Origin of the sequence: Klebsiella sp. GG_Kp175 (genome assembly GCF_040062325.1) — a bacterium.
GTDB lineage: Bacteria > Pseudomonadota > Gammaproteobacteria > Enterobacterales > Enterobacteriaceae > Klebsiella > Klebsiella quasipneumoniae.
Map to the genome: position 1 here is coordinate 323,563 of NZ_JBEAFX010000004.1, position 16,473 is coordinate 340,035.

Annotated in this window: 22 protein-coding genes; 21 read left to right on the top strand and 1 reads right to left on the bottom strand. The window is 51.3% G+C overall.

Annotated elements, in window-relative coordinates; genetic code table 11:
- The first annotated feature begins 85 nt into the window (after positions 1 to 85).
- Positions 86 to 712 carry a YagU family protein gene (locus tag ABLU73_RS10340; protein WP_032741138.1) on the top strand — a complete coding sequence of 209 codons (627 nt, stop codon included), beginning with the start codon at positions 86 to 88 and terminating at the stop codon, positions 710 to 712.
- 760 nt (positions 713 to 1,472) lie between these two features.
- Here the strand turns inward: ABLU73_RS10340 and ABLU73_RS10345 are convergent.
- A complete protein-coding gene (locus ABLU73_RS10345; protein WP_306293433.1) occupies positions 1,473 to 1,694 on the bottom strand; it encodes a YnfU family zinc-binding protein in 222 nt (73 codons plus the stop codon).
- 153 nt (positions 1,695 to 1,847) lie between these two features.
- Between ABLU73_RS10345 and ABLU73_RS10350 the strand changes: the two genes are divergently transcribed.
- From ABLU73_RS10350 to ABLU73_RS10445, 20 genes are all read left to right on the top strand, one after another.
- On the top strand, positions 1,848 to 2,147 hold the full coding sequence (locus ABLU73_RS10350) for a phage holin family protein (protein ID WP_024176410.1): 300 nt from the start codon (positions 1,848 to 1,850) through the stop codon (positions 2,145 to 2,147).
- Positions 2,144 to 2,683: a putative peptidoglycan-binding domain-containing protein gene (locus ABLU73_RS10355; RefSeq protein WP_040146384.1), complete on the top strand. Its 540-nt coding sequence runs from the start codon at positions 2,144 to 2,146 to the stop codon at positions 2,681 to 2,683. Before ABLU73_RS10350 ends, ABLU73_RS10355 begins: the two co-directional genes overlap by 4 nt.
- Positions 2,680 to 3,027, top strand: a complete 348-nt coding sequence (locus tag ABLU73_RS10360) for a hypothetical protein (RefSeq protein ID WP_110226414.1) — start codon at positions 2,680 to 2,682, stop codon at positions 3,025 to 3,027. Before ABLU73_RS10355 ends, ABLU73_RS10360 begins: the two co-directional genes overlap by 4 nt.
- Positions 3,024 to 3,299: a hypothetical protein gene (locus tag ABLU73_RS10365; protein ID WP_094917888.1), complete on the top strand. Its 276-nt coding sequence runs from the start codon at positions 3,024 to 3,026 to the stop codon at positions 3,297 to 3,299. Before ABLU73_RS10360 ends, ABLU73_RS10365 begins: the two co-directional genes overlap by 4 nt.
- Positions 3,250 to 3,438 (top strand): hypothetical protein, encoded by a 189-nt coding sequence (locus ABLU73_RS10370; protein WP_071787613.1) that lies wholly within the window; start codon positions 3,250 to 3,252, stop codon positions 3,436 to 3,438. The genes ABLU73_RS10365 and ABLU73_RS10370 overlap by 50 nt, the downstream gene beginning before the upstream one ends.
- A 1,522-nt stretch (positions 3,439 to 4,960) precedes the next feature.
- Positions 4,961 to 5,206 (top strand): DUF2560 family protein, encoded by a 246-nt coding sequence (locus ABLU73_RS10375; protein ID WP_004184480.1) that lies wholly within the window; start codon positions 4,961 to 4,963, stop codon positions 5,204 to 5,206.
- 558 nt (positions 5,207 to 5,764) lie between these two features.
- The gene (locus ABLU73_RS10380) at positions 5,765 to 6,760 is read left to right on the top strand and encodes a terminase small subunit (protein WP_348850177.1); all 996 of its coding nucleotides are present in this window, start codon (positions 5,765 to 5,767) and stop codon (positions 6,758 to 6,760) included.
- A complete protein-coding gene (locus ABLU73_RS10385; protein WP_012967901.1) occupies positions 6,738 to 8,042 on the top strand; it encodes a terminase family protein in 1,305 nt (434 codons plus the stop codon). The genes ABLU73_RS10380 and ABLU73_RS10385 overlap by 23 nt, the downstream gene beginning before the upstream one ends.
- Positions 8,043 to 8,046: 4 nt before the next feature.
- Complete coding sequence (locus tag ABLU73_RS10390; RefSeq protein ID WP_348850178.1) at positions 8,047 to 9,471, top strand: DUF4055 domain-containing protein; 1,425 nt, start codon at positions 8,047 to 8,049, stop codon at positions 9,469 to 9,471.
- Positions 9,455 to 10,567, top strand: a complete 1,113-nt coding sequence (locus ABLU73_RS10395; RefSeq protein WP_348850179.1) for a phage minor head protein — start codon at positions 9,455 to 9,457, stop codon at positions 10,565 to 10,567. The genes ABLU73_RS10390 and ABLU73_RS10395 overlap by 17 nt, the downstream gene beginning before the upstream one ends.
- Before the next feature lie 106 nt (positions 10,568 to 10,673).
- Positions 10,674 to 11,438, top strand: coding sequence for a DUF6651 domain-containing protein (locus tag ABLU73_RS10400; protein ID WP_024359389.1), 765 nt, complete (start codon positions 10,674 to 10,676; stop codon positions 11,436 to 11,438).
- Positions 11,439 to 11,525: 87 nt separating this feature from the next.
- Positions 11,526 to 12,662: a P22 phage major capsid protein family protein gene (locus ABLU73_RS10405; protein ID WP_062913833.1), complete on the top strand. Its 1,137-nt coding sequence runs from the start codon at positions 11,526 to 11,528 to the stop codon at positions 12,660 to 12,662.
- A 39-nt stretch (positions 12,663 to 12,701) separates the two neighbouring features.
- The gene (locus tag ABLU73_RS10410; RefSeq protein WP_016160819.1) at positions 12,702 to 12,914 is read left to right on the top strand and encodes a hypothetical protein; all 213 of its coding nucleotides are present in this window, start codon (positions 12,702 to 12,704) and stop codon (positions 12,912 to 12,914) included.
- Between the two features lie 3 nt (positions 12,915 to 12,917).
- Positions 12,918 to 13,328 carry a protein singed gene (locus tag ABLU73_RS10415; RefSeq protein WP_264923526.1) on the top strand — a complete coding sequence of 137 codons (411 nt, stop codon included), beginning with the start codon at positions 12,918 to 12,920 and terminating at the stop codon, positions 13,326 to 13,328.
- Position 13,329: 1 nt separating this feature from the next.
- The gene (locus ABLU73_RS10420; protein ID WP_264923525.1) at positions 13,330 to 13,713 is read left to right on the top strand and encodes a glutamate 5-kinase; all 384 of its coding nucleotides are present in this window, start codon (positions 13,330 to 13,332) and stop codon (positions 13,711 to 13,713) included.
- 1 nt (position 13,714) lies between these two features.
- A complete protein-coding gene (locus ABLU73_RS10425; RefSeq protein ID WP_062913836.1) occupies positions 13,715 to 14,266 on the top strand; it encodes a hypothetical protein in 552 nt (183 codons plus the stop codon).
- Complete coding sequence (locus ABLU73_RS10430) at positions 14,263 to 14,655, top strand: phage tail terminator-like protein (RefSeq protein WP_348850180.1); 393 nt, start codon at positions 14,263 to 14,265, stop codon at positions 14,653 to 14,655. Before ABLU73_RS10425 ends, ABLU73_RS10430 begins: the two co-directional genes overlap by 4 nt.
- 23 nt (positions 14,656 to 14,678) lie before the next feature.
- A complete protein-coding gene (locus ABLU73_RS10435; protein WP_264923524.1) occupies positions 14,679 to 15,611 on the top strand; it encodes a phage tail tube protein in 933 nt (310 codons plus the stop codon).
- Between the two features lie 38 nt (positions 15,612 to 15,649).
- On the top strand, positions 15,650 to 16,132 hold the full coding sequence (locus ABLU73_RS10440) for a hypothetical protein (RefSeq protein WP_023159435.1): 483 nt from the start codon (positions 15,650 to 15,652) through the stop codon (positions 16,130 to 16,132).
- 167 nt (positions 16,133 to 16,299) lie between these two features.
- Positions 16,300 to 16,467, top strand: a complete 168-nt coding sequence (locus tag ABLU73_RS10445) for a hypothetical protein (RefSeq protein ID WP_004184440.1) — start codon at positions 16,300 to 16,302, stop codon at positions 16,465 to 16,467.
- The last annotated feature ends 6 nt before the right edge of the window (positions 16,468 to 16,473 follow it).

Below are 16,473 nucleotides of genomic sequence, written 5' to 3' on the forward strand. Positions count from 1 at the left end.
TAAAGTGTGATCTGAATCAAAATGCCATGCGACAAACTTAAGGAATATTAAGGAACTGTAAATATTCTTTATAAGTGATGGCTTTATGGCGTTAAAAGATATTTTTGTGCGAACCGAACCCCGCAGACGGCATTATGGTGTTGCACTGTTTATCGGGCTTATTTCTGGGGTGGTTTCAGCATTTGTTAAATGGGGTGCTGAAGTACCATTACCACCGCGTAGTCCTGTCGATATGTTTACCAGTGCCTGTGGACCAGAGTCATTAATTCGAGTTGCCGGGCAAATTGATTGTTCCAGAAACTTCCTTAACCCTCCTTATATTTTCCTGCGTGATTGGTTAGGGCTGGCCGATCCAAATGCGGCTGTCTATACCTTTGCCGGACATGTGTTTAACTGGGTAGGTGTAACGCATATCATATTCTCCATCGTGTTTGCGGTTGGGTATTGTGTAGTTGCCGAGGTGTTTCCAAAAATCAAGCTGTGGCAGGGTTTACTTGCAGGTGCACTCGCACAACTGTTTGTCCATATGATTTCGTTTCCGCTTATGGGCCTAACCCCACCGTTGATTGAGCTTCCATGGTATGAAAACGTTTCTGAAATATTTGGTCACCTGGTGTGGTTCTGGTCCATTGAGATAATTCGCCGGGATCTGAGAAACAGAATTACGCACGAACCGGATGCTGAAGTTTCTCTGAATTCAGCATTCAGATAATCTAAGCTGCGAAGTCATAAGCCCGCATAAAATGCGGGTTTTTTATGCCTGTGATTAGTCGCTCTTCGATAGCAATGTTCGCTGCGAAGGTAGCTGCGACTCATGCAGAGTGTATTGACGCTAGCTATGTTTGCAGCATAACGTATTGATGTGGTGAATCCCCCTATGCGGAGGGGCGACCAGTCAGTTACAGAAACCTGTAAATGCAGCGCGGCCATGCCGACTGGGGCATGCTCACCGGGAGGCACCCGGCACCACACTGCCACATAACATATTTAAGATTTATGGAAGGTTTACTTCTGCGGTTGCCCTTCTATGTTTATAGAACGTAACGGTAAAAACAAATGCATCCTGGTAAATCGGTAGCTCGGACAATCAGGCGCGCTCTTACCGTTGCTCCTTGAAATGCCAACTTCAGCCCGCCTCTCTCAGCGGGCTTCTTTTTTTTCCTCGTAACAGCTAAAAGAAAAAATCAAAAAAAGCTATACCTTCATCTGGCTGGCGAAGGGGTAAACACTAAGATGTGAATCCTCAGCGCGAGCCATGATGACTGACCGAAGAATTACCTGTCGTTATCTGGCACCCCACATGCAGCATAACCCCTTATGGCCTTCCATTACGGTAGGCCTGCTGTCTTCTGGGGCCCTGCACGTCAAAAGTTCAGTCACCAGTCTTGGCGGAATTTAGCTAACGGACTCACTTTTCTAATCAAGACGGGCACGGTAGTGGATGCTTTACCGATACTATGATTACGTAAAGCCTAAGCTAGAGGGAGTTTGTCTTGAGTGAAAATCTTACTGCAGTGGGGGCACATCAGCGCAGAACCTTTTTGGACTCGGGTGTAACTATGTTCTGATTGGTTGATGCAGTTAGGGCAGGTACATTTGATGAGGTAGTTGCGATTGTTTTTTGAGTTTTTGCGTTGTTGCATATGACATTTCCTGATGAATGGTCCGCAACCATACACTATCCACTGATACATAGCTCGTATTGAATTTCCCAACCACCTCGCACAGGTGGTTTTTTTCTTTCAGGTACCCGGAATCACCATTGATGAGTATTCCTCCCGCCGGTCCTGATCCTTATCAAACTCACAGCACCCCGTTAACCCGGAGGTGAACCTATGGCAAAGCATATGCAAGACAAAGAGAGCATGGCCGGAATCACCTGGCTGGCTCTGCTGATCATTGCTGGTTGGGGCGGCCTTGTCCGATTCCTGATGGATGTAAAGCAGGGCAAAGCAAAATGGAGCTGGATAAATGCTTTTGCGCAGATTGTGGTTTCGGCTTTTACCGGGGTTATTGGTGGGCTCATCAGCATTGAAGGTGGCCTGAGTATTTACATGATATTGGCCACTGCCGGTATCAGTGGTGCTATGGGTTCCGTAGCGCTCACGTATTTCTGGGAACGAATCACCGGAGTGAAAGCACAATGACAGCAGACAAGACTATCGAGGGGATCCTCGGCAAAGAGGGTGGTTATGTCGATCATCCGTCGGATAAAGGCGGGCCGACCCGCTGGGGCATCACGCAGACCACAGCTCGAGCACATGGTTACACCGGTGATATGAGAAACCTGCCCAGGGAAACAGCAAAGCAAATTCTGCTCAGCGATTACTGGACCGGCCCCCGATTCGATCAGGTGGCAAGTTTATCTACGTTACTGGCAGATGAGCTTTGCGACACTGGCGTGAACATGGGGCCATTGGTTGCAAGTAAGTTTTTCCAGCGCTGGCTCACTGCCCTTAACATGCGTGGGAAGTTGTATCCCGATCTGATCCCGGATGGCGCCATTGGCCCCCGAACCATCACTGCGCTTAAGGGATATCTTTCAGCCCGAGGGAAAGAGGGGGAACAGGTTCTGTTACGCGCGCTGAACTGCAGCCAGGGCGCCAGATACCTCGAACTGGCGGAGGGTCGCGAAGCCAACGAGGATTTTCTCTACGGCTGGGTTAAGGAGCGCGTGCTATGAAGATGATCATCTTCGCTTTGCTCGTGCTGGTGGCTTTGCTCGTTCTCTTACTGCTGCGCAAATATACCCGGCTGGAGTTCGTTGCCCATGCCAGCCTGCTGCTGAAAACGTGGTCTGTAAAGCTGGGGGCTATCGGTGCGCTGGTTGGCATGTGGGCGCAGTCGTTCCCGGATGCTGCGCTGCACGCCTGGGCGATGCTGCCGCCGGATATCAAAAACATTCTGCCTCCAAACATTGTTGCGTTGATTAGCCCTGCGCTGGTGGTGCTGGCGGTGCTTTCGCAATACGTACGCCAGCCAGCATTGAAAGCTAAGGCCGAAGAACTGAAGGAGCCGCAGCGATGAGCTTCGAAATTATTGCTGGGCTGGTGGTCGTCATCCTGGGCGCTATAGCTGGCACGTTCGGTATTGGTCATGCTCGCGGTACCAGTAAGGCAGAAGCCAAAGCCGATCTGCAGCGTACCGAAGAGAATGCCGCCGCCACCGTCGCCGCGGCAGAACGTAAGGCGGAAGTTGTGAAAGGGGCCATTGATGTACAGCAGACTGTTAGCCATATGCCTGATAACAATGTTGATCGGGAGCTGCGCGAGCACTTCACCCGCCCCGGTAGTCGTTGATACGGCGTGCAACTGGGTGAGGGTCATCTACTTGACCGACCACGATATCGACGTGCTGGATATGCAGACCAAGCGCGACATTCTGGCGCACAACAAAGCAGTGCAAGCCAACTGCCGTAGCATTACCTCTGCTCATTGAGTTAAATAAATGGCTTCATCCTTGAGGTCCACGGGTAAGTAAACGCAAGGTCTTTTATGTAATTTATCAGAGATAACACGGTTGGGCGCACTATTTATGGGGTTAGGAGCTCACCTGTGGAAATGGTGATTCCGGTAAATCCTCTCCTGTGTTTTGCTCATTGTGCGAGGGGCAGATACTCATAATCGAATGCCAAAAGGCTTTTATAAGAAAACCATTAAGGCTTGATGAACTCACCTTTGAATAGAACTACTTACGATACATTCCTCATATGTTCGAAGGATATAACATCTCTCAGGTATCCTGCTTCTGGATGCTGGGAATGTGTACCGCTGGTGGGCTGGATTCTTGGAGCCTTTGCCCAGCAGCTTCAGGTGATAAAAAAACCCGTGGAGTAAATCCGACAAATTGACGGGGCGCTGCAGGGGCAGCCAATGTCGGAGTTTAGTCAGATTTCGAGGTGTTTTTCTACTGGTTTTGAGAAAAAATGGATGGTCTGACACTATAGGAAGTGGCTCATCCCTGAGCTCACGGGTAGAACAGTGGACTTTGTCATGGCAGAGCAAAGTCATAAGTTAGTTTAGATAACATTTCGGATATAACAAGCGTAGCGAGTGTATGCTTCATGGATTGTACGTCTGTAACTTTCATAATATTTCTACCATTTCAAAATTAAGATATTAGGTAAAACCTTAGGGAATTTAGAGGGTAAGAGAAGCTGTGAACAAAAAAATCTCCTCGCGAAGCAATGTTTTTCACTTTAACGAAATATATTGTTTGCAATGTGGGTTTTTTAGTTCATCATGTATGCTACATTGAGTTCTTATAAAATGAGCTGCTAATTATGACTGAGTGCAAACTTCCACAACTTCCAGAGTATTATCGATATGGTACTGAACAAATTAACAAGTTGCCTGGGAGTGGGGATGTTTTTCCTCCTGCGGGTAGTATAATAAAGTCAGTAAGTTTAAATGAAGGTGTATTTGTTTGTGTTCCGGTGCAGCGTTATATACAGGGGTTGAATATTTGGGTTGTAGTTGAATCTTCTTGATAATGATTTTTGTTTGGTAAGAGTGATTTTTCGTTGGTTTGGTGATTTCTACTTATTATAAATTCGCTGTTGGAATTTAAAATTAGCATCATTGCAATGCTTTCAAACACCGTAGAAGGATTATGATGCTAGTGCAAAATAATATTTATAATAATTCAGAGTCATATGCTATTCTTTTGTTTAGTATGTGGCCTGTCCTTATTGTACTTCTTGTCGTGATATCTTGCGCCTTTTACGGTGTATTGATGCATAAAACTGCAATTTGTTGTTTTCTGTCAGCTATGTTCCTTGGTGTCGCAGGCTGGTTTTATGGATGATCACCATTAGCTCTAATATGAGTCACTTTTTAGTATAAAGTCAGGGTGTCATTACTTTACCTGGCTTGTAGCGTTGGTTCCCTAAAGTTTGACGATAAAAGGCCCTGTTAATACAGGGCCTTTCTGTATGTATTATTTATCAAAGAGGTAAGACATGTCAGAGATCACCGCATCTGAGCAAATCCGCCTGGATATTATCAAGAAAGTGAATTACGACACTGCAGCGGCGAAGTTAGCCATTGACTGGGTAGGCGACAGCTATCTGAAGTCTGAGCTATTCGCTGACTCTTTCGATCGTGTTTTCACGGAAAGTGAGATTGTCTCGAAGACCCGTAAGGCAATCCAGGAAGCGACCGAAGCGCTGGCGCTGTTTGATACTGCCGCTGAGCAGGTCAGCTAAGGCATTACAGCAGGCGTTCATAGAGTGCCTGTGATAATGACCATCAGACAAATCGTCTGAGCTGACAGTTCAATCAATCACCAATTACCAGTTACACGGGGTAACTGACATCATTGTCTGTTTATCCCGGTGAATTTTGAAATACTCACTACTCTCATAACGTCTCTGCCTGCCAACACCAGAACGGCAGAGGTCAGTTAGCCGTATAGATGAACCTCTCCCGGGTGGCTCCTGAGAGATTCTTTATACGCTAGCTGGTAGTAACTAAAGGCCGCATATTTTTGCGGCCTTTTTCATCATTTGTAAAATGAAAGCCCTCAGGCGATTAACGATGCTCAGGACCATGGAAGTGATCTCCACCATGTCCGCCTCCATGGGGACCAGGGGGAAGGATACATCCTGAAAGTGACAGCGCACCACAGATCACAAAAACAGCAAGCATAATTCTTTTCATAATAACTCCTGAACTAAAGAGCCTTAATTCCAAAACATAAAAGTGAATATTTTATGGAGAATCAGTAATTCCTTTTTCTCCCTCACGTTAAATAGGAATAATCCATGGCAAAACCGGACTGGGGCGAGCTTCAGCAACGGTTCCTGTCCGATCATGCCGCAACCGGCGTATCACCGAAGGATTGGTGTGAAGCGCAGGGACTGAATTACGCTACCGCCCGCCGATACATCAAGAAACCCACTGCGCAAAAACCTGCGCAGAAGAAACTGCGCACTGCGCAAAAGGAAAAGTGCGCAGAAGAGTTGGTGGATGATGATGGCCTCACCGATCAACAACGTTCATTTGTCGCGGAATACCTGAAGGACAACAACGCCACGCAGGCCGCCATTCGAGCCGGGTATAGCAAGAAGACTGCTGAACAAATTGGTTATCAGCTGCTTCAGAAAACTTCAGTTGCGCAGGCTGTTGCGCAGCAGCAGAAAGCATCCATTGTGCGCACGCTTGGAAGTGCTGATGAAGTGCTTGAGCAGATGTGGCGTCTGGCCACCTTTGATGCCAACCAGCTATCGCAGTATCGTCGCGGAAGCTGTCGTTACTGCTGGGGCTTCGGTCACCAGTATCAATGGCGTGACGCTGTTGAGTACGAAGAGAAGCGACTCGAAGCGCTTGAGCGGAAACGTCGAGAGCCTTTGGATGATGGCGGCTACGGTTACGACCACACCAGCGCACCTAACTCTGAATGCCCTCGATGCAATGGTGACGGCATCGGCCAGCCTTTCTTCGCCGATACGCGCAAACTGGCGCCTGATGCTGCGCTTGCCTATTCAGGTGTGAAGCTTGGGAAGAATGGCGTAGAGATTACAGCTATTAGCCGCGAGCGCATGTACGAGGCGGTGATGAAACGGCTCGGCCTGGCTGATAGCGAGTTCGCCCAGCGTCTGCAGCTGATTGAAATTGAGCACCGGCAGCTGGAGGTTGAAAAATTACGCAAAGAGCTGGCTGCTGACCCGGAGGATGACGAACCAACGCCAGTTGCAATCAATATCAACGTAGTCGATGCACGAGTGAGGGAAGAGGATGGCGATAGCACCGACGCTTAACATCCCTCAGGCCAAATTCCTTGCGATGCAGTACAAATTTAAGGCCTATGTCGCCGGCTTCGGTTCCGGTAAGACGTGGGTCGGTTGTGGTGGTATCTGCAAAGGGATGTGGGAACACCCCAAAATCAACCAGGGTTACTTTGCGCCAACGTATCCGCAGATCCGTGACATCTTTTATCCCACTGTTGAGGAGGTGGCCCACGACTGGGGGCTGAATGTCAAAATCAACGAGGGAAACAAAGAGGTTCACTTCTACGCCGGGCGCCAGTACCGAGGAACGACGATTTGCCGCTCGATGGAGAAACCGCAAACCATTGTTGGTTTTAAAATCGGTAATGCGCTGATTGATGAGCTGGACGTAATGCCCGCCAAAAAGGCGCAGTTAGCCTGGCGAAAAATCATTGCTCGTATGCGTTACAACGTGGCCGGTCTTCGTAACGGGATCGACGTCACCACGACGCCGGAAGGGTTTAAATTCGTTTATCAGCAGTTCGCAAAGGCTGTACGCGATAAGCCTTCTCTCTCAACGCTGTACGGCCTGGTGCAGGCCTCGACGTTCGACAACGAAAAGAATCTGCCGCCGGACTATATCCCGTCGCTGATGGAGTCATACCCGCCGGAGCTGATCAAGGCTTATCTCCGTGGCCAGTTCACCAACCTTACCAGCGGGACGATTTACCATCAGTTTGACCGTAAGCTGAATAACTGCCGGGAGGAAGAACAACCCGGTGAGCCGCTGTATATCGGTATGGATTTCAACGTCGGGAAGATGGCCGGGGTTGTTCATGTGTTACGTCTGGGGCTTCCGTTTGCGGTGAATGAAATTGTGAAGGCTTACGACACCCCTGACATGATCCGCATCATCAAAGAACGGTTCTGGCTGTACGACGGCAACGATTATCGCAAGGTGCGGGAAATCTATATTTACCCGGACGCTTCCGGCGATTCCCGCAAATCCAGCAATGCCAGCGCCACGGATATCGCTCAGCTTAAGCAGGCCGGCTTCAATGTGGTTGTTAATGCATCAAACCCGCCAGTGAAAGACCGCATCAACGCGATGAATGCCATGTTCTGCAATGGTAACGGTGAACGTCGCTACAAAGTGAATGTAAAGCGGTGCCCGGTGTACACCGAATCGCTTGAGCAACAGGTTTGGGGCGAAAACGGTGAGCCGGATAAAACGGCGGATAACGATCACCCCAACGATGCCGGTGGGTATTTCATTGTGAAGCAATTCCCGATTATCAAACCGACTGGAAAAGTCACCCAACTGCGGATGTAAAACCATGCCTGATATTTCAACGCCCAACCTCGACTATAACGACATGGTTGAGGCATGGGATATTAATGATGCGCTGATGGGCGGTACGCTGGAAATGCGCCGGCAGGGTAAGAAGTATCTCCCGAAATGGCCGAACGAAGATCCTGAAAGTTATAAGGAGCGTTTGGCTTCGGCAACGTTACTCCCTGCCTATGAAGAGGCCATTAAACAAAACATCGGGCGAGTGTTTGCTGAGCCGACGGTATTGAGTGAGGATTCTCCTGAACAAATACGGGAGCTGTCGCCAGATATTGATATGGAAGGAAACCGGCTCGATGTCTGGGCACAGCAATTTTTCAGCATCGGATTCCAGTATGGTCTGGTACATGCGCTGGTGGATTTCCCGAAAATTGACCGGGAGGCAGTAAAAACTAAAGCCGACGAAAAAGCCGCGGGATCCCGCCCGTATGCCACGATGCTTAATCCTCGCCAGGTCATCGGCTGGAAATCGAAAGTGGTTAAAGGGAAAGTGGTGCTGACCGATCTGCGTATCAGAGAGGTCATCATTGTTGATGGGGATGATTATGGGCAAACAAAAGTTGAGCAAATACGCCATATCATGCCGGGCAAGGTTGAAATTTATCGCCGAAATAAAGGTGAAAACGGCGAAAGCCAGTGGCAGATTCACGACGAGTGGGAAACCAGTCGCGATGATATTCCCCTGGTGACGCTTTACACGAAACGCACAGGCTTTATGCGCGGTTCACCGCCACTGCTTAATCTCGCCTTACTGAATATCAAGCACTGGCAGAGTCAGAGTGAACAGGACAACATTCTTCATGTCGCTCGCGTGCCGTTGCTGGTGGCTTACGGTCTGGCTGATGGCGAAACGTTGATGATAGGTTCTTCCTCTGCGACTCGTTTCGATGACCGACAGCGGCAGGGACTGGAATATGTCGAGCATACCGGGGCTGCGATTGAAGCCGGTAAGATTTCCCTTGAGGATCTGGAAAACCAGATGCGTCAGGCCGGCGCAAAACTGCTGCGCGCGGAAAACACATCGACTAAATCCTTAGACCAGACTCACGAAGAGCGGATGCAGGAGAATTCACCTCTCTACACCATGGCAAGTTCGCTTGAGGATGCGCTCGATAATATCCTGCAGATTATGGCGGAATGGCTGGGCGAGAAAGAAGGCGGCAATGTCGATGTACGCACCGAACTGGATGTTTCAGCCCAGACGTTTGATGCCGCAGCTGCAACAGCTGTTCAGTCGCTCCGCCAGGGTGGTGATATACGTCAGGTCGATGCTGTTCGCGTTTTGCAGGCCCTAAAATTTATCGATCCGGATGCGAAGCCCGAAGAGGTAATCGACGAGCTGCGAAATCAGCAGGTCACGCTGGCCGGCGGACTGAGTAACCCGGATGGTGCAAATGGCAACGGCGAATGACAAGCTTCAGGATGAATCGATAGCGCATGCGATATGGATAGCGCGGTACAGCACCAGTGTTGCAAACAGGATGATAAAAATCCTGAATGACAGCGATGCGGAACTGACAGCCAGATTGCTGGTAGCGATGGATAGCCTGGATGCTGACAGCTTTACCGTGTCGCGACTGGAAGCGCTGCTCGTTAGTGTCAGAGCTCTCAATCGCGAGGCTGTGCAGTCAATGTACGCGGGACTATCTGATGAGCTGCAGCAACTCGCTCAGCACGAAGCAGGCTTTCAGCTGAGCCTGTTCCAGTTTGCGATCCCTGATGATGTTCTATTGCTTCATCCACTGGTGGGCATTTCACCTGATGCCATTTACGCAGCTACGATGGCACAGCCGTTTCAGGGGCGCCTGCTTTCGGAGTGGGCAGATAACCTTGAAGCTGACAGGATGGCAAGAATTTCCAATACAGTGCGGCAGGGTTTTCTCCTGGGCGATACGCATGAGCAAATCGCCAGAAAGGTCCGAGGTCATGCTAACCGTGGTTATCAAGATGGCGCGCTGCAGATGAGCCGAACCAATGCCGGCAGTATTGCAAAAACGGCTGTGGGGCATCTTGCTTCTACGGCCAGGAAAAGCTTTGCAGATGCGAACGATGACATTTTGAAGGGTAAGCAGTGGTTATCCACTTTGGATAACCGTACATCAAAAGACTGTCGGATTCGCGACCGCCTCAAGTACACACTGGATAACAAGCCGATCGGCCATAAGGTGCCGTATCTGCAGGGACCCGGGAAAATCCATTTCTGCTGTCGCAGCGTCGAAACCTACATCCTGAAATCGTCTGATGAGCTCGGTATTGCTGTTGGGCAAATATCAGATAGCTCACGTGCCAGCATGGACGGGCAGGTGCCTTCGGATACCGATTATCAGGGCTGGTTCTCACGCCAGTCGTTCACTCGACAGTCCCAGATCGTTGGCGTAACCCGGGCCCGGCTGATTCGTGACGGCGGCATGTCGCCCGATGACTTCTACAACGACAAGGGCGAATGGCTGACTCTGGAGCAACTTAGTAACCTGGATGCTCAGGCGTTCCGCAACGCCAGACTTTAAAGCTTTTTAAGTCTTCAATCAGGCTGCCTCCGGGCGGCCTTTTTTATTGCCGTGATCCGGATGGTGAGCGGTGCAACGGTCGGATGACCACCGAAAAGGTAACCACATGAAACTGAAAACAGTCGAAGTTAACGGCAAAAGCTATGCAGAAGTCGATTCCAGCGGCTTACCCGTCTACGTCCACGATGACGGCCAGGAAGTTGGTTTTGATGCTGTGCAGGCCGTTGGGAAAATCTCCTCTCTGAATGGCGAGGCAAAATCTCATCGTGAAGCCAAAGAAGCCGCTGAAGCCGGTCTGGCTAAGTTTGCCAAAATCGGCGATCCGGCAAAGGCGCTCGAAGCGCTGGAGATGATGACTAAAATCGACCAGAAAAAACTGATCGACGCAGGCGCTGTTGATCAGGTTAAAGCGGATATCACCAAATCATTCCAGGCCCAGCTTGATGAAGCTACTCAGCGTGCGACGACCCTTGAAGGCCAGCTTTATCAGGAAATGATCGGCGGCCGGTTCTCTGGCTCGAAATTCATCGCAGATAAAGTAGCAATTCCGGCAGATATGCTTCAGGCGCGGTTCGGTCAGTCCTTCAAAGTCGAGGACGGCAAAGTCGTTGCCTATGATGGCTCTGGCAACAAAATTTATTCCCGCTCTAAACCGGGCGAACTGGCGGCCTTTGATGAGGCGCTGGAATTCCTGGTGGAGCAGTACCCACAGAAAGACCACATTCTGAAGGCCAGTGGCAACCAGGGAGGCGGCTCACGGCAGTCTCAGCATTCACTCGGGCAGAAAACGATGAAACGCGATGCGTTTACCAGTTTGAGCCCGACAGATCAGCAATCAACTCTCAAAGACGGTATCACCATCGTCGATTAATTCTTTGCCAGTCGCCGGATGGCAGCTGGTGCCGGAGCTGGATAGCTCAACCAACCCTATATTTTAATCTCCAAGGAATACATAAACATGGCTAATACGCTTACCGGGTTGATCCCGACTATCTTCACGGCTCTGGATACCGTATCTCGCGAACAGGTCGGTTTTATCCCGGCTGTATCGCGCAATGCTAAAGCTGATGCGGCGGCGAAGGACCAGACTGTTACTGCGCCAGTTGCGCCACCGGCAACCACTGTTGATATTACCCCGGGGGCTACTGCGCCAAATGACGGCGACCAGACGATCGGCACCGTTGATGTCAAAATCACCAAATCCAAAATGGCCCCGGTCAAATGGAACGGTGAGGAACAACTGGCGCTGGGCCCCGCAGGGACATACAACACCATCCTTGCTGATCAGTTTAAGCAGGCTTTTCGCGCGCTGGCTAATGAGATGGATGCAGATCTCGCGGCTTTGTATTTCGCATCCTCTCGTGCTGTTGGTTCGGCCGGCACCGCTCCTTTCGGAATTGCAGGTGATTTGTCGGATGCGGCAAATGCGCGCCAGGTTCTCTCTGACAATGGTTCGCCGACAACTGATCTGCAGATGGTTCTCGGTTCTTCGGCTATCGCTAACCTCCGCGGTAAACAGTCTGTTCTGTTCAAAGTAAACGAGTCCGGTACTGATGCGCTTCTGCGCGAAGGTATCGTGGGGCGACTGGAAGGTTTCAATATCCACGAATCCGCGCATGTTAAGAAACGCGCTGCATCTCCGGCTGCCGGATACCTGGTGAATGGAGCAAAAGCCGAAGGCGATATTCTGATTGCGATTGATACCGGCACAGGTGCTTTTGCTGCGGGTGACATCGTGACGTTTGACGGGGACAGCAATAAATACCTTGTTGCTGCTGCGACGGCCACAGCAATCACCCTGGCTGCTCCTGGCTTACGTCAGGCACTGGCCGACAACACCGCTATTACCGCTGGTGGCGCCTACACCGCAAACATGGCGTTTGATCGCAATGCATTCCTGCTTGCATCCCGAACCCCGGCAATGCCGCAGGGCGGGGATACCGCGGATGATGTGATGAACGTTACTGACCCCGTATCTGGCATCACTTACCAGGTAGCACTGTACCGCCAGTATCGCCAGGTGCGTTACGAAGTCGGTTTGTCCTGGGGCGTAGCGGCAGTTAAGTCGGCGCACTCAGCGTTGTTGCTGGGCTGATAAACAGGGGCTTCGGCCCCTTTTTTTAGTGGAGGGCTAATGGCCGGATTAACAAAAGAGCAGCGCGCCCAACGAGCTGCTGAGCAAACTGCGTCTACGCAGGCGGATAACAACGAACCCGTATCGACCACATCGCAGCTGGTGGCGATGGTTACCGATTTCCCGGCATTCCCGGGTGCGCCCAATACCGCCAACGTTCACCCTGATGAAGTGGAGAACTGGAAGGCGCACGGCTGGAAAGAAATGGAGTGATGCATGATCACTTTCATCACCGTTGAAGACGTCAATTCGATTCTCGGTGCCACCTGGACAGATGAAAGCAAAAAAGCCAAATCTGTGCTGATGGCCAATACCTGGATGAATGGACTTAACCTGAAACTGCCGTGCAATAAGGCAACTTACGAAACCATTATTCCTGACGATGTGAAACAGGCTGGCGCCTATGCGGCGCTGTCGGCGGCAAATGGCGGGCTGTATCAGCAGAAAACTGATTCGGGGGTATTGCTGAGTAAGACGGTTGACGCTGACGACGTTTCTGTTTCAAAGACCTTCGCAGAACTCGGTACCAACAGTTCGGCATTGCTTGATTCGGACCTGCAGCTGGCGCTGGCCATGCTTAAGCCCTATGGCGTTAGTCAGTCACAGGTGCGGCTGGTGAGGGGGTGATATGGGAATTCGTGACGAGTTGCAGACCGAGGTCGCCGCAGCATTCGATACCGATCTGCAGGATGCGGTTAACGAATTCGCCGGAAGCTACACCGTTCGGGGTGCCTGGGACCCGGTAACGGAAACCGGCACTGAAACACAGGTGACTTACTCGGGGCGCGGAGTGCTGGCGCGCTATAAACTCCGCCGTATCGATGGCGTTAATATTCTGCATGGTGATGTGAAGCTAACCGCCCTGGTTAACGAGGTGACTGATAAGCCGGCCGTCGGGCATATCATCACCGCACTGGATCCGATTACGGGTGAGCTTCAGCGCTACGAGGTCATCACCGCTTCTGCCGACTCTGCTGGCGCTGCGTACTCCATTCAACTGCGGAGGGTGTGATATGGCTAAAGGCTGGAACATTGACCCGGCGGCATTCGCCGGGCTGGTGGCCGAAGAAGTCAAACTACGCCAGCGGACAATCGCCATTCAACTGCTGAATGAAATTGTTCAACGGTCGCCGGTAGGAAACCCGGAGTTGTGGGCTATCAACGCGACCGCGGTTCAATACAACAAAGCTGTTGGGGAATGGAACGAATCTCTTTATGACGATCCTGCTAACCTGACCAAAGCTGGAAGGCTCAGGAAGAAAGTCCGTGTTAATGACAGCATGGATATCAGGCGCCCGGCTGAGTATCGCGCAGGAACCTTCAGGGCATCGCATTTTGTCAGCATCGGCGAACCTGATCATTCCGTCCCGACCGAACCGGATCCGCGTGGGACAATGACGTTTCTTAATGGCAAAAATATCATTGACCAGGCGCCAGCCTACTCGGTGATTTACATCCAGTCGAACCTGCCTTACTCCGTACCTCTGGAGAATGGCCACTCAACGCAGGCGCCGACAGGCGTCTATGCCGTCTCGTTTAATGGTGTGATTCAGGCCTACAAATGACCCTTACAGAAATCAGAAACGCTGTCATTTCCCGAATGGCGGCACAAACCGCTATTGCCTCTGATGCGGTGGATTATCCCAATGGTCCGGTATTTGACCCCGGCGGCCGCGATATCTGGGCCCGCCTTACCAACATTGCAGGACAGGCTGGCGCAACCGAGATCGGGGACGGGCCGGTCGTCCACAGGACGGGCTTACTCATCATTCAGCTGTTTGTTCCGGTCGGCTCAGGGTCGTTACTTATCTCCCGGACGGCCGATCAGCTAACGGAGCTATTCGAGTTCAGGGACGACGGTAAGCTGAGTTATTTCGCCGTTTCTGCTGTGCCGGCAGGCGAGACCGATGGCTGGTTGCAGCTCAATCTTCAAATTCCTTATCGCGCTCTGTAGCGCACACAAAACAGGAGGCTCCTGTGAGCTCAGGTGCAAAAGTAGTAGCCGCGTTTATTCGCGAGACAACGCCAGGAATCACGCCTACAGCAGGGGCGTGGAACCTGCTGCGTCGTTCTTCATTTGGTCTGAAACCAACGCAGAATACCAACGACAATGACGAAATCGCTGGTGACCGCATGGCGCAGGGTGTTTCACGCGGCACAGTGGATGTCGGCGGCGATGTCGGCACGCGGTTTCGCTGGAACCAGCATGATGATTTTCTTGCCAGCTGTTTCGGTTCCGAATGGCAAAATAACGTGCTGACGATGGGTAACGGTCGCATTACGTTCTCCGTGGCGACTTTTGCCAGTGATGTGGGGATCGCCCATATTGCCCGCGGTTGCCAGGTTGGCACCTTCCAGATGGAAATCCCGGCCGATGGTGATATCACTGCAACCATTACGTTTGCAGGGCTGGACTGGGAGACGAAGGGGGACGATACCAGCTATTTCACCACACCGGTGGATTTGGCGGGGGCGCTGCGTTACTCCTTCAAGGAGGTCACGAACATCCGGCTGAATGGTGTTGATGGTGGGACAGGCTTCTGTGTCGACACCTTTAACATCCAATTCAACAACAATATGCAGACTCAGCGCTGCATCGGTACCGGTTCGGCATTCGCCGGCGCAAACATTCCGACAACCTTTACCCCGTCAGGCCAAATCACGTTGTCATGGTCAAAGGCTGCCTGGGAGGTTTACAAAAAAACGTTCACCGGCGAAACGGTGCCGTTTAGCTTCACGCTGGAGAATGCTGAAGGCGCCTATACCTTCGATTTCCCGGAAGTGCAGATCTCCGGCGACTGGCCGGATGCGGGGAGCACTGACATTGTTCAGGTTCAGCTGGATATCACCGCGGCCAATACTCCGCCAACTATTACCCGCGTTCCTGCCACTACTGGCGGTGGTGATTAACATTGGCCCTCTTTGGAGGGGTTTTTTATGGAGTTTTTATGCTGATTGTTACCCCGAAAATTGATTTAAATGGCGAGCGCTGGTTTTACCCCTACAAAAAGCCAGAAGGCAGCAAAAAGGAATTCTCGCCGGAAGAAGAATCGCTGTTCAAACTTCGCCTGCTGGTGGCCAGCAGCGAGAATCCGCAATATCGCTCACGTAACGCGCTGGTGCGTCGCCACATCGATAAGATGGACGCAGGTTATAAGGTGGGGACAACGGATTTTAATCTCGCCAGCGTGGACGATATCGACTCTGTTGATGACCTGCTAATCGATAACGCCGCTCGGTTCCTGCTGAAAGGCTGGGAGGGAGTAGGTCAGTTAGTCGACGGCATAGAGGTTGCTCTCGACTACACCCCAGAACTTGGGGCCGCCATGCTGAAACAGCACCCGGCGCTATACTGGCTGATACTGGCTGAGGCGGCAAACATTGCTCAGGGTAAGGAGCAGCAGACTCAGGAAACCGTAAAAAAGCCATAGAGGCCCAAAAGTGGCTAAAGGATTTCGCTGGCGAGCAGGGCGAGAAAGCAAAGTGGCGCAGGGAGAAGCTAAATCTCCCACCCATTCCAGAGCCTGAAATCGATGCGGTCACTGGGGAGATCCTCAACGCTTACGCCATGATATCGCGCGGCAGGAAGTATGCCGGCATGGCCGGAGTGCCGCTCCCTCTCTCCCTGAATGATATTGAGCTTTACCTGGCATCGCGCACCATCCTGATCGACCGCATTGAGTTTGACGCAGCAATACTGGCCCTCGATGATGCCTGGAGAGTTGAGTGGGCTGAAGAGCAGAAAAGACAGGCAAAAGTGAAGTAGTCATAT

What these genes read in the sequence shown, in the direction of transcription:
- ABLU73_RS10340 (WP_032741138.1), top strand. Translation starts at nt 86, where the DNA reads ATGGCGTTAAAAGATATTTTTGTGCGAACCGAACCCCGCAGACGGCAT.
- ABLU73_RS10345 (WP_306293433.1), bottom strand. Translation starts at nt 1,694, where the DNA reads ATGTATCAGTGGATAGTGTATGGTTGCGGACCATTCATCAGGAAATGT.
- ABLU73_RS10350 (WP_024176410.1), top strand. Translation starts at nt 1,848, where the DNA reads ATGCAAGACAAAGAGAGCATGGCCGGAATCACCTGGCTGGCTCTGCTG.
- ABLU73_RS10355 (WP_040146384.1), top strand. Translation starts at nt 2,144, where the DNA reads ATGACAGCAGACAAGACTATCGAGGGGATCCTCGGCAAAGAGGGTGGT.
- ABLU73_RS10360 (WP_110226414.1), top strand. Translation starts at nt 2,680, where the DNA reads ATGAAGATGATCATCTTCGCTTTGCTCGTGCTGGTGGCTTTGCTCGTT.
- ABLU73_RS10365 (WP_094917888.1), top strand. Translation starts at nt 3,024, where the DNA reads ATGAGCTTCGAAATTATTGCTGGGCTGGTGGTCGTCATCCTGGGCGCT.
- ABLU73_RS10370 (WP_071787613.1), top strand. Translation starts at nt 3,250, where the DNA reads ATGTTGATCGGGAGCTGCGCGAGCACTTCACCCGCCCCGGTAGTCGTT.
- ABLU73_RS10375 (WP_004184480.1), top strand. Translation starts at nt 4,961, where the DNA reads ATGTCAGAGATCACCGCATCTGAGCAAATCCGCCTGGATATTATCAAG.
- ABLU73_RS10380 (WP_348850177.1), top strand. Translation starts at nt 5,765, where the DNA reads ATGGCAAAACCGGACTGGGGCGAGCTTCAGCAACGGTTCCTGTCCGAT.
- ABLU73_RS10385 (WP_012967901.1), top strand. Translation starts at nt 6,738, where the DNA reads ATGGCGATAGCACCGACGCTTAACATCCCTCAGGCCAAATTCCTTGCG.
- ABLU73_RS10390 (WP_348850178.1), top strand. Translation starts at nt 8,047, where the DNA reads ATGCCTGATATTTCAACGCCCAACCTCGACTATAACGACATGGTTGAG.
- ABLU73_RS10395 (WP_348850179.1), top strand. Translation starts at nt 9,455, where the DNA reads ATGGCAACGGCGAATGACAAGCTTCAGGATGAATCGATAGCGCATGCG.
- ABLU73_RS10400 (WP_024359389.1), top strand. Translation starts at nt 10,674, where the DNA reads ATGAAACTGAAAACAGTCGAAGTTAACGGCAAAAGCTATGCAGAAGTC.
- ABLU73_RS10405 (WP_062913833.1), top strand. Translation starts at nt 11,526, where the DNA reads ATGGCTAATACGCTTACCGGGTTGATCCCGACTATCTTCACGGCTCTG.
- ABLU73_RS10410 (WP_016160819.1), top strand. Translation starts at nt 12,702, where the DNA reads ATGGCCGGATTAACAAAAGAGCAGCGCGCCCAACGAGCTGCTGAGCAA.
- ABLU73_RS10415 (WP_264923526.1), top strand. Translation starts at nt 12,918, where the DNA reads ATGATCACTTTCATCACCGTTGAAGACGTCAATTCGATTCTCGGTGCC.
- ABLU73_RS10420 (WP_264923525.1), top strand. Translation starts at nt 13,330, where the DNA reads ATGGGAATTCGTGACGAGTTGCAGACCGAGGTCGCCGCAGCATTCGAT.
- ABLU73_RS10425 (WP_062913836.1), top strand. Translation starts at nt 13,715, where the DNA reads ATGGCTAAAGGCTGGAACATTGACCCGGCGGCATTCGCCGGGCTGGTG.
- ABLU73_RS10430 (WP_348850180.1), top strand. Translation starts at nt 14,263, where the DNA reads ATGACCCTTACAGAAATCAGAAACGCTGTCATTTCCCGAATGGCGGCA.
- ABLU73_RS10440 (WP_023159435.1), top strand. Translation starts at nt 15,650, where the DNA reads ATGCTGATTGTTACCCCGAAAATTGATTTAAATGGCGAGCGCTGGTTT.
- ABLU73_RS10445 (WP_004184440.1), top strand. Translation starts at nt 16,300, where the DNA reads ATGGCCGGAGTGCCGCTCCCTCTCTCCCTGAATGATATTGAGCTTTAC.